This is a genomic window from Streptomyces sp. NBC_01474 (assembly GCF_035918215.1).
Taxonomy (GTDB): Bacteria; Actinomycetota; Actinomycetes; order Streptomycetales; family Streptomycetaceae; genus Streptomyces; species Streptomyces aureus.
In genome coordinates this window covers 559,544-574,507 of sequence record NZ_CP109449.1, presented here as the reverse complement: position 1 = coordinate 574,507, position 14,964 = coordinate 559,544, and the positions used below count along the sequence as shown (strand labels likewise).

At 69.4% G+C, this 14,964-nt stretch carries 11 protein-coding genes; 3 read left to right on the top strand and 8 right to left on the bottom strand.

Annotation, left to right across the window (positions count from 1 at the left end; genetic code table 11):
* Positions 1 to 114 precede the first annotated feature (114 nt).
* On the top strand, positions 115 to 2,277 hold the full coding sequence (locus OG758_RS02825; protein WP_326708436.1) for an ATP-binding SpoIIE family protein phosphatase: 2,163 nt from the start codon (positions 115 to 117) through the stop codon (positions 2,275 to 2,277).
* A gap of 358 nt (positions 2,278 to 2,635) precedes the next feature.
* Positions 2,636 to 4,483: a transketolase gene (locus OG758_RS02820; RefSeq protein ID WP_326708435.1), complete on the top strand. Its 1,848-nt coding sequence runs from the start codon at positions 2,636 to 2,638 to the stop codon at positions 4,481 to 4,483.
* 503 nt (positions 4,484 to 4,986) lie between these two features.
* On the opposite strand, the gene OG758_RS02815 is transcribed toward OG758_RS02820, so the two are convergent.
* Entirely contained in the window at positions 4,987 to 5,181 is a 195-nt protein-coding gene (locus OG758_RS02815; protein ID WP_326708434.1) for a hypothetical protein, read from the bottom strand.
* Between the two features lie 163 nt (positions 5,182 to 5,344).
* Here OG758_RS02815 and OG758_RS02810 point away from each other — a divergent pair, with 163 nt between their 5' ends.
* Positions 5,345 to 6,532 (top strand): carboxylate-amine ligase, encoded by a 1,188-nt coding sequence (locus OG758_RS02810; RefSeq protein ID WP_406384533.1) that lies wholly within the window; start codon positions 5,345 to 5,347, stop codon positions 6,530 to 6,532.
* A gap of 30 nt (positions 6,533 to 6,562) precedes the next feature.
* On the opposite strand, the gene OG758_RS02805 is transcribed toward OG758_RS02810, so the two are convergent.
* The 7 genes from OG758_RS02805 to rhaI all read right to left on the bottom strand — a co-directional run bounded on the left by OG758_RS02805 (position 6,563) and on the right by rhaI (position 14,692).
* The gene (locus tag OG758_RS02805) at positions 6,563 to 6,925 is read right to left on the bottom strand and encodes a hypothetical protein (RefSeq protein WP_326708433.1); all 363 of its coding nucleotides are present in this window, start codon (positions 6,923 to 6,925) and stop codon (positions 6,563 to 6,565) included.
* Between the two features lie 89 nt (positions 6,926 to 7,014).
* On the bottom strand, positions 7,015 to 7,677 hold the full coding sequence (locus tag OG758_RS02800; protein WP_326708432.1) for a LutC/YkgG family protein: 663 nt from the start codon (positions 7,675 to 7,677) through the stop codon (positions 7,015 to 7,017).
* A complete protein-coding gene (locus tag OG758_RS02795; RefSeq protein WP_326708431.1) occupies positions 7,674 to 9,098 on the bottom strand; it encodes a LutB/LldF family L-lactate oxidation iron-sulfur protein in 1,425 nt (474 codons plus the stop codon). Before OG758_RS02795 ends, OG758_RS02800 begins: the two co-directional genes overlap by 4 nt.
* Positions 9,095 to 9,838, bottom strand: coding sequence for a (Fe-S)-binding protein (locus OG758_RS02790; RefSeq protein WP_326708430.1), 744 nt, complete (start codon positions 9,836 to 9,838; stop codon positions 9,095 to 9,097). The genes OG758_RS02795 and OG758_RS02790 overlap by 4 nt, the downstream gene beginning before the upstream one ends.
* On the bottom strand, positions 9,838 to 11,304 hold the full coding sequence (locus OG758_RS02785; protein WP_326708429.1) for a rhamnulokinase: 1,467 nt from the start codon (positions 11,302 to 11,304) through the stop codon (positions 9,838 to 9,840). The genes OG758_RS02790 and OG758_RS02785 overlap by 1 nt, the downstream gene beginning before the upstream one ends.
* Positions 11,305 to 11,423: 119 nt before the next feature.
* Positions 11,424 to 13,469, bottom strand: a complete 2,046-nt coding sequence (locus OG758_RS02780) for a bifunctional aldolase/short-chain dehydrogenase (protein WP_326708428.1) — start codon at positions 13,467 to 13,469, stop codon at positions 11,424 to 11,426.
* A 56-nt stretch (positions 13,470 to 13,525) separates the two neighbouring features.
* Complete coding sequence (gene rhaI, locus OG758_RS02775) at positions 13,526 to 14,692, bottom strand: L-rhamnose isomerase (protein WP_326708427.1); 1,167 nt, start codon at positions 14,690 to 14,692, stop codon at positions 13,526 to 13,528.
* Positions 14,693 to 14,964 lie beyond the last annotated feature (272 nt).

Genomic DNA, 14,964 nt, shown 5'->3' with positions numbered 1-14,964 from the left:
GGCCACATTGACCGGGCTGGGCGGCGGCTGTGAGTGCCGGCAGCGGTCACCCCCTCGGCGCGGGCGCCACGCGAGGAGGGGCTCGCGCATACCTTTGCCCGTACATTTGGAGGTATGGGAATCGACGCCCATGCCTTCCTTCGCGATCTTGCCCGAGGGCTCGAGCCCCGATCGGACCACCTGGTCGAAGTGGTGACGGAGCGCTTGCGCGGCGAGCTTCCCGAGGTGTGGAAGTACGAGGACATAGCCGTTCTGGCTCCAGTGGTCCTGTCCGAACACATCGACATCGTTCTGGACTTTTTTGAGCGCGGCCCCGAAAGTTCCAAGGTCACGACCACGCCCGCGGCCATCGATTTCGCCCGCAGACTTGCTGAGCACGGCGTACAGATCAGCGATCTCCTGCGCCTCCATCGGCTTGTCCACGCGTATCTGCTCCATCTGCTCTATGAGGAGACGGGCCGCCTCACCAAGGACCCTGAGCTGATCAACACGGTGACGATCACACTGAGCACACTGGCTTTCGAGTACGCCGATCACACCGCACAACAGGCGGTCGCGGCGTACCAGAAGGCACGTGACAGCTGGCTCCAGCGGCGGCTGTTCACGATCATCGAGGCCGGCATGCGGATCGGCACCACGCTGGACACCGCCCGCACCGCCCAGGAACTGGCAGACGTCGGTGCCGACCACTTCGCCGACCTCGTCACCGTCGACCTTCTCGACGCCGCCCTACAAGAAGAAGGGACGCCCCCGGCAGATGGTCCGCCGGAACTCCGCCGGATCGCACACTCCGTCGCGGACGCCGGCCCGGACCCGGCAGCCGGCACGGGGGAGAGGCACACCTACCCGGAAGGGTCCGAGCCGGCTGCCGTACTGGCCAGCGGACAACCCCTCCGCCTCGGCATCCCGCCATACGACGTGCCCGCGTGGCTGAAGGTGTCCGCGGACCACAGCGGCTCCGGAGGCAGCAACGGCATTCTCTCCGTGCTCCTGGTTCCGCTGTGGGCCCGTGGAAACGCGCTGGGGCTCGCGCAGTTCTTCCGCCGTCAAACGGCTGACCCCTTCGACGACGACGACCTGCTCCTGGCCCAGGCGATCTCGTCCAGAGCAGCTGTGAACATCGACAACGCCCGTCGCTACACACAGGAGCGTTCGACCGCGCTCACCCTCCAGCACAGCCTGCTGCCGCAGAACGTGCCGGAGGAGTCCGCCGTCGAGACAGCCACCCGCTACCTGCCCAGCGGATCCCGGGCGGGTGTGGGCGGTGACTGGTACGACGTGATCCCGCTTTCCGGAGCCCGTGTCGCCCTCGTGGTGGGTGACGTGGTCGGCCGCGGCATCCAGGCCGCGGCCACCATGGGCCGACTGCGCACGGCCGTCCGCACTCTGGCCGACATCGACCTGACTCCTGACGAACTGCTGACACACCTCGACGACGTGGTCATCCGGCTGCAGCGCGTGGAACAGAGGGACATGGACGAGATCAGCGCCACGTGCCTGTACGCGGTCTACGACCCCGTCTCCCGTGCGTGTTCCCTCGCCAGCGCGGGACACGTGCTGCCGGCCGTGGTGACTCCTGGTGATGCGTCGGGCTCGCGGACGGTCGTCTTCCCGGAACTGCCGATCGGTCCGCCCCTGGGCCTGGGAGGGCTCCCGTTCGAAACTGCCCAGTTCGAACTGCCACAAGGCAGCCTTCTCGTGCTCTTCACCGACGGTCTCATCGAAAGTCGCGGTCGTGACGTGGACACCGCGTTCGCGGCGTTGTCCGACGTCCTCGGTCAGGCGCCGGCGTCGCTGGAAGAGACATGCGACGCACTGCTCAACAATCTGTTGCCCAGTGGACCTGCCGATGACGTCGCTCTTCTCGTGGCGCGTACCCGAGCGCTGGACGCCGACCACGTCGCCACCCTGGACCTCCCCGCCGATCCGGCCTTTGTCTCCGAGGCGCGCACCTTTGCATGCGATCTGCTGGCCGCCTGGGGCTTGGCGGAGATGGCCGTCACCACGGAGCTTGTGGTCAGCGAACTGGTGACGAACGCGATCCGCTACGGCGAGACCCCCATCCAACTGCGGATGATCCTCCAATCCACCCTGACGTGCGAAGTTTCCGACGCCAGCGGCACCGCCCCGCACCTGCGCCGCGCCCGGGACTTCGACGAGGGCGGCCGCGGCCTGTTCCTGGTCGCCCAACTCACCGAACGCTGGGGCACGCGGCACAACCGCGAGGGGAAGGTGATCTGGGCGGAACAGCTGATTCCATCCGCCGTTGCCGGATAACTCATCGCTACACGCCCGCACTTGGCGCCCTGAGCTTGTCCGAGTGCCCGTGATGGTCACGGGCACGCACGGGACCACTCAGCCCGGCCGGTGACATCCTGACATCGGTCCGCCTGGCCGGCGCCTGATTCGGGGTGACGCTGCGTCCAGCGCGTATGACGTCTTCGGCGCAGGGCCACCACGGCGTGTTTGGCCGCTCTTGCCGGGGGGACGCGGTAAGCGGGTAGTGAGCGACATCGTGTATCGCGTCGCGGTTACGCGCACGGGCAACTCCTCACCGACGACCTGGTGCGCGAGCAACCGTCGGCGCGCGCAGCGGGCGCCCCGACCGGGGCGACAACCCCTCGGAAGGAGTGACATGAACACTCATCCACTGACGGAACTCGCCCAGCAGCTGCGTGTCGACAGTGTCCGCGCCTCCGCCGCCGCGGGCTCCGGGCATCCCACCTCCTCGATGTCCGCGGCCGACCTGGTGGCCGTCCTGCTGGCCAACCACATGCGCTATGACTTCGACCGTCCCGCACACCCCGGCAACGACCGTTTCGTGCTCTCGAAGGGACATGCCTCACCGCTGCTGTACGCCGCGTACAGGGCGGCGGGCGCGATCAACGACACCGAACTCCTGACCTTCCGCAGGCTCGGCAGCCGGCTGGAAGGGCATCCGACGCCCCGGCGGCTGCCGTGGGTCGAGACGGCCACCGGCTCGCTCGGACAGGGGCTGCCCGTCGGCGTCGGCATCGCACTGGCCGGCAAGCGGCTCGACCGTACGGGATACCGCGTCTGGGTGTTGTGCGGCGACAGCGAGCTGGCCGAGGGCTCGATCTGGGAGGCGGCCGAGCACGCCGGATACGAGCATCTGGACAATCTCACCGCGATCGTCGACGTCAACCGCCTCGGCCAGCGCGGGCCGACCCGGCACGGACACGACCTGAAGGCCTACGCGCGCCGTTTCCAGGCCTTCGGCTGGCACACCGTCGAGATCGACGGGCACGACATCGAGGCCGTCGACCATGCATACGACGAGGCCCTGTCCACCGCCGGGCAGCCGACCGTGATCCTCGCCCGCACCCTCAAGGGCAAGGGCGTGGCCTCGGTTCAGGACCGCGAGGGCATGCACGGCAAGCCGCTGCCGGACGCCGAGGAGGCGATCGCCGAGCTCGGCGGAGTGCGCGACCTGCGCGTCGAGGTGCACCATCCGCCCGCCGCACGGATGCTGCATCCCGTGGGGTCGGGCCACGCGGAGCTGCCCCGTTACGAGACCGGCGACGAGGTCGCCACCCGCGACGCCTACGGGAAGGCGCTCGCCGCCGTCGGAACCGCCCGTGGCAACGTCGTCGCCCTGGACGGCGAGGTAAGCGACTCCACACGCTCCGAGTTCTTCGCCAAGGAGCACCCCGACCGCTTCTTCGAGTGCTACATCGCCGAGCAGCAGCTGGTCGCCACCTCGGTCGGGATGGCGACGCGCGGCTGGGTGCCGTATGCCTCCACGTTCGCCGCGTTCCTCACCCGCGCGTACGACTTCGTGCGCATGGCCTCGATCAGCGGGGCCGGGATCAATCTCGTCGGGTCGCACGCGGGCGTCGCCATCGGCCAGGACGGGCCTTCGCAGATGGGGCTGGAGGACCTCGCGATGTTCCGGGCGGTGTACGGCTCGACGGTGCTGTACCCGTGCGATGCCAACCAGACGGCGAAACTCGCCGCGGAGATGGCGGGCCTCGACGGCATCCGCTATCTGCGCACGTCCCGCGGCGGCACCCCCGTCATCTACAACCCCACGGAGGAGTTCCCGATCGGCGGAAGCAAGGTGCTGCGCGCCTCCGGCGAGGACCGGCTGACCGTAGTCGCGGCGGGCGTCACCGTCCACGAGGCACTGGCCGCCGCCGAGTTGCTCGGCCGCGAGGGCATCCCGATCCGGGTGATCGACCTGTACTCGGTCAAGCCGGTCGACCGTCGCACCTTGCAAGAGGCCGCCGAGAGTACCGGTTGCCTCCTGACAGTGGAGGACCACCGCGAGGAAGGCGGCATCGGGGACGCGGTGCTCGACGCGTTCGTCGACGGCCGGCCCGTTCCGCGCCTGGTGCGTCTGGCCGTCCGGACGATGCCTGGCTCGGCGAGTCCCGCGGAGCAACTGCACGCTGCCGGTATCGATGCCGAGTCGATCGCGGCGGCGGCGCGGCTGGTGGTCGAGACGGCTGTCGTGCGCTGACCCAGCCGTCTGCCAATGGGCGGTCGCCCCCTTCATGCTGCCGCACCTGCGGGGTCGCCCTCTGATGCCGGTATGGCACCCCGACGGCATCAGAGGACGGCCCCTGGCAGCAGCCTCGCGCAGTGCGTCAGCCGGACGGCTCGTCGGGCACGGGATGGTGGGGGTTCGGGCTTCCGGAGCATCGAAGATCGCTGCGTGCAGCGCCGGGTCGGTCAGGGCGTGGTCGAACGCGTCCCCGCCGATCTCGTATGTCGACTCCAGGACGGCTGTGGAGACTGCGCGTGTCGTGCCGACGGTGCGGGGCGGGAGGCAGGCGCGCAGCATTTCGGCCGGCAGCCGCATCGGCCACGTGTAGGTGTGATCATCATGGCGAGCAGGGCAGCGAGCGTGCTGCCGCGCCGCAGCGACAGAGGGTCGAGGGCCGGTGACAGTGTCGAGGGCCGGTGACAGTACGGCGAGGACGCCGAGGTGTTCCGCCCCGTCCACAAGCGGCGACCAGGCCGTCATCCCTCCGAGGCCGGACTCCTCGACGCGGTGACGCGGTTCAGGCAGTCCGCCACGACTTCCTTGTTCAGGGCAGCGCGCACCAGCGCCGCGGCCAGCTCCGCGTTCGGCGCCTCATCCGCGAGTCGGACGAGGTCGGAGGTTCGCTGCGGCAGTCCCAGACGCTCGGAGCCCTGGAGAGCCTTGGAATCCACGAAAGGGCCGAACTCCGGCCATACGTCCTGGAGCGACGGGTATCCCTGGAGCAGGTAGTAAAACCTGTTGGGGCCGTCGCGAATGTCCGGATGCCTGGAGGAAGGTGCCAGGGGTACTCGTCTGGGGGTCTGCCCGCCTGCGGGTGTACGGAAGGACGCCCCCATGGCTACTACTCACGACCCGGCTGCCCCGGCGCGGCTGCCGGAGAGCGAGCAGGACACATTCGTCCGCGCCGGCGGGAACAGCGGCGGCACGGTGAGTCGGGTCCCGGTGACAGTGAAAGAGGAGTATTTGCTGCTTGACGCTGCCACGGGCCTCCCGGCGCCGCAGGCGGATCAGGTGCGTGGTGCCGCCGGGCTCGAACCGATCGCGGAAGAAGCGGAGATTCGCGCGGAGCTGACTCAGGCTCAGATCGAGGTGGCCACCCCGGAATGCGTCGACCTGGACGAGGTGGGGGGCCACTTGCTGCGCCTGCGCCACGCTTTGGGGCGCGCGGCGGAGAGCCGCGGGTGCCGTCTCGCGGCCAGTGCCACGCCGCCGCTCAAGGAGGAGGGTCCGCCGCCGGTGACGAACCTGCCGCGCTACCACGCCGTGCGTGCGACGTCTACGCAGCTGGCGTCCGAGCAGTTGGTGTGCGGCATGCAGGTGGACGTCGCGGTGCCCGATCCGGAGGTCGCCGTTGCCGTGTTGAACCGCATCCGTCTGTGGCTTCCGGTAGTGGTCGCCGTGGCCGCCAACTCGCCCTTCTGGGCGGGGCGGAACACCGGGTTCGCCAGTTGGCGGACGGTCGTGTCCGGGCGGTGGCCGGTGAGCGGTCCTTCGCCGTACTTCGATGGCCTCGCCGACCACGAGCGGCGTGTCCAGCAACTGCTGTCCTGCGGAGTGATCACGGACTTGGGTCAGATCTACTGGCAGGCCCGCCTCTCGAGCCGCGGTACGACTGTGGAAGTGCGCTGCCCGGACGTCCAGCTCCGGGCGGACGAGGCGGTCATGATCACCGGGATCGTCCGCGCACTTGTCGCCACGGCGATCATGGACGAAGGTGCCCCCGTACAGCCTTGCCCGCCTGAACTGCTGCAGGCGATGAACTGGCACGCCGCGCTCCATGGGCTCGGCGGATCGCTGGTGGACCCCGGAGGAAGGCTCCGCAGCGCCGGGGACGTGCTGTCCCAGCTGATGGATCGCATCACGCCTGCGCTCCTGGAGGCGGGCGACAGCCGTGAGGTCGCCGCACTCATGCACCGCCTCCTCCAAGAGGGAACGGCCGCGGACCGGCAGCGGCGTGCATTCGCTGACGGAGACATGCGGGCAGTCACCGACATGATCGTCGCGGAGACCACGGCGGATTGAGCGCTGATCACGGAGTCGCCGAGCAGGCCCTCATGCCTGGTGATCCGTCGAAGGCAGCCACCGCCAGCGCCGGCGTTCCGTGACGAGGCTCGCAGCGACCAGCAGTGACACGACGACTGCCGCCCAGACGGGCCACACCAGCCATGCGGAGGTTACGGCCGCGGCGAACTGAAGCAGTACCAGCAGGATCGTGACCGAGCCCGAAACCGGGACGAGTACCTGCGCCTTGTCGCCGGGGGTCGAGAAGACAGTGGGAAGGCCGATCAGAATCGTCACAGCCAGGACCGCGAGCAGCCAGGACTGTCCCCACAGCGCCCAGGGAGTGGCTACCCAGGCGACGAGTTCCGAGGAAAAGCGCAGGGCCGATGCGACGCGGTCGTCCGGTCGTTCCAAGAGTCCCCCCAAGTAGCGGTGGCAGCCACCGTCGAACGATGTCACGGCGCTTGACCGACCGGTACTGATTCACCGCACAGGCATGTGGCTCAGGCACCGAGCAGCACCACATGCAGGGTGCGCGGCCCGTGTACTCCTTCGACCCGGTCGAGCTCGATGTCGCTGGTGGCGGAGGGGCCCGAGATCCACGTGAGCGGGCGGCCGGGGTCCAGGCGGGGGAGCGACTGCGGGACCGAGGCGACGATCTGATCCCTGGTGCGCACGACGCAGATGTGCAGATCGGGGACGAGGGTGAGCACACGACGGCCCTGCCCCGGGCCGCCGTCCAGGACGATCGTGCCGGTCTCCGCGATGGCCAGGGCACAGGAGGTGACCACGGCGTCGATGGCGTCGAGGTCGTACGGCGTGAGGACGGCGCCGTCCGGCGCGCCCTCGTCCAGGAGTTGCTCCACCTCGCTGCCGGACAGCCATCTGGCAGGCAGACCCGGTGGCACCGCGACAGTGCGGCCCCCGTTCTCGGCGATCAACGTCCCTATGAGAGAAGGGAGTTCGTCATCCGTGACCCGGTGCACGATGGCCCGGTAGTCGGCCAGGTTCTCGTGCAGCAGGTCGAGGACCGCAGCCGCGTCGTCGATGGTGTGCGTGGTGAGGTAGTCGCGCGTGGGCTCAGGTGTCTCGGGTGCGTCGGTGAGGGCTGCGCGGACGCGGGCCAGTATCCGCTCGCGGGACGAGGGAGGTGTGGGGGAGCTCATGTGCGGTTCTTCTTCCACCAGTCGCGGAACGGTTCGGCGGGCATCTGGGGCAGGTCGCGGGTGTTGGTCCACTGCCCGGCGCCCGGGCCCGGGAGCTTCTTCGGGTGCAGTTTGCGGGTCCTCGACGCGACGCGTTCGCCTGCCGCGAGGGCACCTGGGTGGTCGAGCACCCAACCCGCCGCCTTGATCGCGGCCTTCTCCATGCGGTGGCCGGGACCTCCTTGGTCGGCGACCTTCTCCCGCAGGTGGACGAGGACTTCGGGGATGTCGATGGCGACGGGGCAGACTTCGTAGCAGGCGCCGCAGAGGCTGGAGGCGTAGGGGAGTGAGGCGTCGATCTCGCTTGCTGTGCCGCGGAGTTGGGGGCTGAGGATGGCGCCGATGGGGCCGGGGTAGACGGAGCCGTAGGCGTGGCCGCCGGCCCTTTCGTAGACGGGGCATACGTTGAGGCAGGCGGAGCAGCGGATGCAGCGCAGGGCCTGGCGGCCGACTTCGTCGGCGAGGGTGTCGGTGCGGCCGTTGTCGATCAGGACGAGGTGGAAGGCCTGGGGGCCGTCGGTGTCGGTGGTGCCGGTCCACATTGACGTGTAGGGGTTCATGCGCTCGGCCGTGGAGGAGCGGGGGAGCGTCTGGAGGAAGACTTCGAGGTCGCGCCAGGTGGGGATGATCTTCTCGATGCCGACGACGGAGATGAGTGTCTCGGGCAGGGTGAGGCACATGCGGCCGTTGCCCTCGGACTCGACGACGACGAGGGTGCCGGTCTCGGCGACCATGAAGTTGGCGCCGGAGATGCCGACCTTGGCGCGCAGGAATTTCTCGCGCAGGTGGAGGCGGGCGGCTTCGGCGAGTTCGGCGGGGGTGTCGGTGAGGCCTTCGGGGGCGGGGCGGCCCCACTGGCCCATCTCTTTGGTGAAGATGTCGCGGATCTCGCCGCGGTTGCGGTGGATGGCCGGGACGAGGATGTGGGAGGGGCGGTCGTGGCCGAGTTGCACGATGAGTTCGGCGAGGTCGGTTTCGTAGGCGGCGATCCCGGCTTCTTCGAGTGCTTCGTTGAGCCCGATCTCCTGGGTGGCCATGGACTTGACCTTGACCACTTCGGTCTCGCCTGTCTCCTTGACCAGGCGGGTCACGATCCGGTTGGCCTCGTCGGCGTCGGCGGCCCAGTGGACGATGCCGCCCGCCGCGGTGACGGCCTCCTCCAACTGTACGAGGTGGGTGTCGAGATGGCGGAGGGTGTGGTCCTTGATCTGCTTGCCGGCCTCGCGCAGGAGTGCCCAGTCGTCGAGCTCGGCGACCGCGCGGGCCCGCTTGTCGCGGATGGTGTGTGTGGCGTGCTTCAGGTTGGCGCGCAGGGTCGTGTTCCGTACGGCGTCGTGAGCGGCCTTGGGGAAGGCGGGCATGCCGACGAACGTGCCACTCATGACCAGGGCTCCTCTTCGGTGCTGGCGAGGATCTCTGCCAGGTGCAGGGCTCGCTGTGGGGTGTCCTGGCGGCGCAGGATGCCGTCGATGTGCATCAGGCAGGAGTTGTCGGCGCCGCACAGGACGTCGGCGCCGGTGGAGCGGGCGTTGCGGACCTTGTCCTCGCCCATGGCCGCCGAGACATCGGAGTTCTTGACGGCGAAGGTGCCGCCGAAGCCGCAGCACTCCTCCGCGCCGGGCAGCTCGATCAGCTCAAGTCCCCGGACGGCTCTGAGGAGTTGGGCAGGCCGGTCGCCCAGGCCCAGCATGCGCAGGCCGTGACAGGAGGGGTGGTACGTCACCGTGTGCGGGAAGTACGCGCCCACGTCGGTCACCTTCAGTACGTCGACCAGGAACTCGGTCAGCTCGTACATGCGTGGGACCAGGGAGTCCGCGACCTGGGTCAGCCGGGGGTCGGTGCCCTTCGCGGCGATCCGCGGATAGTTGTCGCGGACCATCGCCGCGCAGGAGCCCGACGGGGTGACGACAAAGTCGTAGCCCTCGAAGGCGCGGCCCATGCGGCGGACCAGGGGCTCGGTGTCGCGGCGGTAGCCGGTGTTGAACTGCGGCTGGCCGCAGCAGGTCTGGGCGGCAGGGAAGTCGACCTGCACGCCGAGGCGTTCGAGGAGCCGGACGGTGGCGATGGCCGTGGAGGGGTAGACGGCATCGTTCACGCAGGTGGCAAAGAGGGCGACACGCATCACGACTCCTTGATGGTGGGGAGGCGGGAGGCGGCCGACGCCCAGGAGGCGCCGTCGCCGCGCGGTGTGTAGTGGCGCAGCTGCTGGGTGCCGACGATGAGACGGCGCATCGCGGGCAGGTCGCCGACGCGTCCATGAGCTCGAGCCTGTACGAGGATGTTGCCGAGGGCCGTCGCCTCGGTGGGGCCGGCGATCACGGGGAGGCCGGTGGCGTCGGCGGTGAGCTGGCAGAGCAGCTCGTTGCGGGACCCGCCGCCCACCAGATGGACGTGGCTGACGTCGCGGTCGGCGAGCACGGAGGCCTGGCGCAGGACGGTGCGGTGGGCCAGGGCCAGCGATTCCAGGATGCAGCGGACCAGGGCACCCTGGCTGTCGGGCACCGGTTGGCCGGTGCGGCGGCAGTAGGCGCGGATGCGTTCGGGCATGTCGCCGGGGGCCAGGAACTCCGGTGCCTGCGCGTCGACGAGGGCGGCGAACGGCTCGGCGCGGGCGGCATCGGCGAGCAGGGCGGGCAGATCGGTGGGAAGGCCCTGCATCGTCCAGGTGCGGCGGCACTCCTCGAGCAGCCACAGGCCCATGATGTTGCGCAGATAGCGGATGGTGCCGTCGATGCCGCGTTCGTTGGTGAAGTTCGCGGCGCGGGATGCCTCGGTCAGGACCGGCTTGTCGAGTTCCAGCCCTGCCAGGGACCATGTGCCGCACGAGATGTACGCGAAGTCGTCGGTCGTGGCCGGGACAGCCGCGACGGCCGAGGCCGTGTCGTGCGATGCGACGGTGACCACGGGGGTGTCGGCGGACAGCCCGGTGTATGCGGCGACGTGCGGAAGGAGCGTGCCGGCAAGGTCGCCGGGCGCGCGCAGTGGCGGCAGCAGCCCCGGGTCCAGCGAGAGCCGGTCCAGGATGTGGCCCGCCCAGGTGCCGGTGCGCGCGTCGAAGAGGCCGGTGGTCGAGGCGTTGGTCTCCTCCGCACCGATGGAGCCCGTCAGCCAGTGAACGAGCAGGTCGGGAATCATCAGGAGGGTCCGGGCGGCGCCGATCTGCGCACTGTCCGCGCTGGCGGCCAGCTGGTACACGGTGGTGAACGGGAGGTGCTGGAGCCCGGTGGCCTGGTACAGCTCGTTCGACCCGATCTTGGGCCACACCTCGCGGGCCGCGACGCCTTCGGTGCGGTTGTCGCGGTAGTGGAACGGGTGCCCCAGCAAGGCGCCGTCCGCGTCCAGGAGTCCGTAGTCGACGGCCCAGGTGTCGATGCCTATCGAGGTGACCTGTCCGCCGGCGCGCAGGCCGTCGAGGATGCTCTGGTAGAGGGCGAGAACATCCCAACGCAGTCCGTCCGGCAGCTGGACGGGAGTGTTGGGGAACCGGTGTGCCTCGGTGAGGTCGAGGGTATCCGGGCCTACGCGGCCCAGGATGACCCGGCCGCTGGTGGCGCCCAGGTCCACCGCGGCGTAGGGGGTGTTGTGCATGTGGTTCGCCTTTGCGCCGTGTCAGTGGGTGTTCGGGGGCGGGTCCGGGGTGTCTCCGGCTGGTCGGGCAGTTCTCCGCGCCCCTGGAGGGGCGCCGGTTGCCCGGCGCCCCGTGGGTGTCACCGCAAGAACGCGGCGGCGACACCCGCGTCCACCGGAATGTGGAGGCCCGTCGTGTGGGTCAGGTCGCCGCCCGTGAGGGTGAAGACGGCATTCGCCACGTGTTCGGGGAGGACCTCGCGCTTGAGGAGGGTGCGCTGGGCGTAGAACTCGCCGAGCTTGTCCTCCTCGATCCCGTACGTCGCCGCGCGCTGCGCGCCCCAGCCGCCCGCGAAGATCCCGGAGCCGCGTACGACACCGTCCGGGTTGACGCCGTTGACGCGGATGCCGTGCTCGCCCAACTCGGCGGCAAGGAGGCGTACTTGGTGGGCCTGGTCGGCCTTGGTCGCGGAGTAGGCGACGTTGTTGGGGCCGGCGAACACCGCGTTCTTGGACGCGATGTAGACGATGTCTCCTCCCATGCCCTGCGCCCGCATCACCCGCGCCGCCTCCCGGGAGACCAGGAAGGAGCCGCGCGCCATGATGGCGTGCTGGAGGTCCCAGTCCTTGGCCGTCGTCTCCAGGAGCGGCTTGGAGATGGAGATGCCCGCGTTGTTGACAACGAGGTCCACGCCGCCGAAAGCGAGCGCCACCTCTGTGAAGGCTTGGGCGATCTGTTCCTCGGAGGTGACGTCGACCGTCACCGCGATCGCCTTGTCCGGGCCGCCCAGCTCCTCCGCGACGGCGGCGGCATTGTCGGCGTTCAGGTCGGCGATCACCACGCAGGCCCCTTCGGCGGCGAGCCGCTGGGCAATCGCCTTGCCGATGCCGGAACCGCCACCGGTGACCAGGGCCACTCGGGTGGCCAGGGCCTTGGGCTTCGGCATCCGCTGGAGCTTGGCCTCTTCGAGGGACCAGTACTCGATGCGGAACTTCTCGGACTCCTCGATCGGCGCGTATGTGGAGACTGCCTCGGCGCCGCGCATGACGTTGATGGCGTTGAGGTAGAACTCACCCGCCACGCGAGCCGTCTGCTTGTCCTTGCCGAAGCTGAACATGCCGACGCCGGGGATCAGCACGACGGCCGGGTCCGCGCCGCGCATGGCGGGGGAGTCGGGGGTGGCGTGCCGCTGGTAGTAGGCGGCGTACTCCTCGCGGTACTCGGCGTGCAGTTCCCCCAACCGGGCCTCGACGGTGTTGAGCTCGGCCGTGGGCGGCAGGTCGAGGACGAGGGGGCGCACCTTCGTACGGAGGAAGTGGTCGGGGCAGGAGGTGCCGAGCGCGGCCAGCCGCGGGTGCTCGGCGCTCGCCAGGAAGTCGAGCACAGCCTTGGAGTCGTCGAAGTGGCCGACTTGGGGGCGGTCGGTGGATGCCAGTCCCCGGATGAGGGGGGCGAGGTGGGCAGCCCGTGCGCGGCGCTGGGCCGCGCCGAGGGCCGCGTACCCCTCGATGACCGGCCCGAAGGGCTCGGCCTTGCCACGCTCGGCGAGGAACGTCTCGGCGGTGCGGATGATGAACAGGGAGTTGGCCTCGCACTCGTCGGCGGTGTCGCCCCACGCGGTGACGCCGTGGCCGCCCAGCACGCAGCCGATCGCCTGCGGGTTCGCTTCCTTGATCGCCGCGATGTCCAGGCCGAGCTGGAAGCCGGGGCGCCGCCACGGCACCCAGACGACCTTGTCGCCGAAGCACTCGGCGGTCAGCTTCTCGCCGTCGGCGGCGCAGGCCAGGGCGATGCCGGAGTCGGGGTGGAGGTGGTCGACGTGGGCGGCGTCGACCAGGCCGTGCATGGCGGTGTCGATGGAGGGGGCGGCGCCGCCCTTGCCGTGCAGGCAGTAGTCGAACGCGGCGACCATCTCGTCCTCGCGCTCCACCCCCGGGTACACCTCGGTGAGCGCGCGCAGCCGGTCGAGGCGGAGCACGGCGAGCCCGGACTCTTCGAGGGTGCCCAGGTCGCCGCCCGAGCCCTTGACCCACATCAGCTCGACGTCGCCGCCGGTGACCGGGTCGGTCCCGGTGCCCTTGGCGGAGGTGTTGCCGCCGGCGTAGTTGGTGTTGCGGGGATCGGCGCCGAGCCGGTTCGAGCGCGCCAGCAGCGCGGCGACTTCGGGATGCGTGGCGGAGGCCATGACGTTGTTCCTTTGCGGTTTAGGGGGTGCAGTGTCGGGGGCCGAGGATGGTGTGCTCAGGCGCCCCAGCCGGCCTGATCGCCACCCACCCGCTCGGCCACGATCCGCTCCTGCCACCCGGACGCGGCATACCCGGCGACCGGGTTCGGGTGCATCCCCCGCTCCTCGCGCCACTCGGCCAGCAACGGTCGGACATCGGTGTTGTACGCGTCCATCAGCACCGCGTTGGAGACGAGCACGTCACCGGTGGCCTGCGCATCCCGCAGCGCATCGAGGTCGACGAGCATTGCCTTGGCCGTGGCCTCCTGCACGTTCATCACGGAGCGGATGACCGCCGGGATCTTCGCCTCGATGTTGTGGCACTGGTCGAGCATGAACGCGACGTTCGTCTCCGAGTCGAAGCCGCCGTTCTTGGCGACCTCGTGCAGGATGCGGAAGAGCTGGAAGGGGTCGGCGGAGCCGACCATCAGGTCGTCGTCGGCGTAGAAGCGGGAGTTGAAGTCGAAGCCGCCGAGCTTCCCCTCGCGCAGCAGCAGCGCCACGATGTACTCGATGTTGGTGCCCGGCGCGTGGTGGCCGGTGTCCACGACGACCTGCGCCTTGTCGCCCAGCTTCATGCACTGCAGGTACGAGGTGCCCCAGTCCGGCACGTCCGTCGTGTAAAAGGCCGGCTCGAAGAACTTGTACTCCAGGAGCATCCGCTGGTCGTCACCGAGCCGCTCGTAGACCGTGGCGAGGGATTCGGCGAGGCGGTCCTGGCGGGCCACGATGTCGTCCTGGCCGGGGTAGTTGGTGCCGTCGGCGAACCACAGCTTGAGGTCCTTCGACCCCGTCGCGTCCATGATGTCGACGCACTCCAGCAGGTGCTCGACGGCCTTGCGGCGCACCTTGGGGTCCGGGTGACAGACACTGCCGAGCTTGTAGTCGTCGTCCTGGAAGGTGTTGGAGTTGATGGCACCCAGCTCGACGTTCCGCTCCTTCGCGTAGGCCGCGAGTGCCGCGTAGTCGTCGACGGTGTCCCAGGGGATGTGCAGCGAGACCTTGGGGGCGATGCCGGTGAACTCGTGCACCTGCGCCGCGTCGTCCAGCTTCTCGCGGGGTGTGCGGGGCACGCCTGCCTGGGCGAACACCTTGAACCGGGTGCCGGAGTTGCCGTAGCCCCAGGACGGCGTCTCGATCCGCTGGTTGGCGAGTGCGGCCTTCACGGCAGCGATGTCAGGCATGTCCACCTCTGGATGACTGGGGAGTGTGCATGGCCCGGAAGCGGGGCCGACGAGCGCAGGAATCGAGACCCTGCGGTGACGCCATGCGGCGGCGGGCTGTGAATCGATTCATTCGATGGGGAGAAATTAGCTCTCACCCGAGGGGGCGTCAAGGTGTGGACTTGAGGGGACGACGCTCCGGTCCGAGTTACTGAATCGTGTCGTTCGCGTGTCCAACCGGCTGTTGGTGCGGAAATCACGGCAGGTCAGTGCCGGTTGGATGCCTCTCGGCG

Coding starts and splice junctions, on each gene's coding strand:
- OG758_RS02800 (WP_326708432.1), bottom strand. CDS start 7,677: ATGAGCTCCCCCACACCTCCCTCGTCCCGCGAGCGGATACTGGCCCGC.
- rhaI (WP_326708427.1), bottom strand. CDS start 14,692: ATGCCTGACATCGCTGCCGTGAAGGCCGCACTCGCCAACCAGCGGATC.
- OG758_RS02780 (WP_326708428.1), bottom strand. CDS start 13,469: ATGGCCTCCGCCACGCATCCCGAAGTCGCCGCGCTGCTGGCGCGCTCG.
- OG758_RS02820 (WP_326708435.1), top strand. CDS start 2,636: ATGAACACTCATCCACTGACGGAACTCGCCCAGCAGCTGCGTGTCGAC.
- OG758_RS02810 (WP_406384533.1), top strand. CDS start 5,345: ATGGCTACTACTCACGACCCGGCTGCCCCGGCGCGGCTGCCGGAGAGC.
- OG758_RS02795 (WP_326708431.1), bottom strand. CDS start 9,098: ATGAGTGGCACGTTCGTCGGCATGCCCGCCTTCCCCAAGGCCGCTCAC.
- OG758_RS02825 (WP_326708436.1), top strand. CDS start 115: ATGGGAATCGACGCCCATGCCTTCCTTCGCGATCTTGCCCGAGGGCTC.
- OG758_RS02790 (WP_326708430.1), bottom strand. CDS start 9,838: ATGCGTGTCGCCCTCTTTGCCACCTGCGTGAACGATGCCGTCTACCCC.
- OG758_RS02785 (WP_326708429.1), bottom strand. CDS start 11,304: ATGCACAACACCCCCTACGCCGCGGTGGACCTGGGCGCCACCAGCGGC.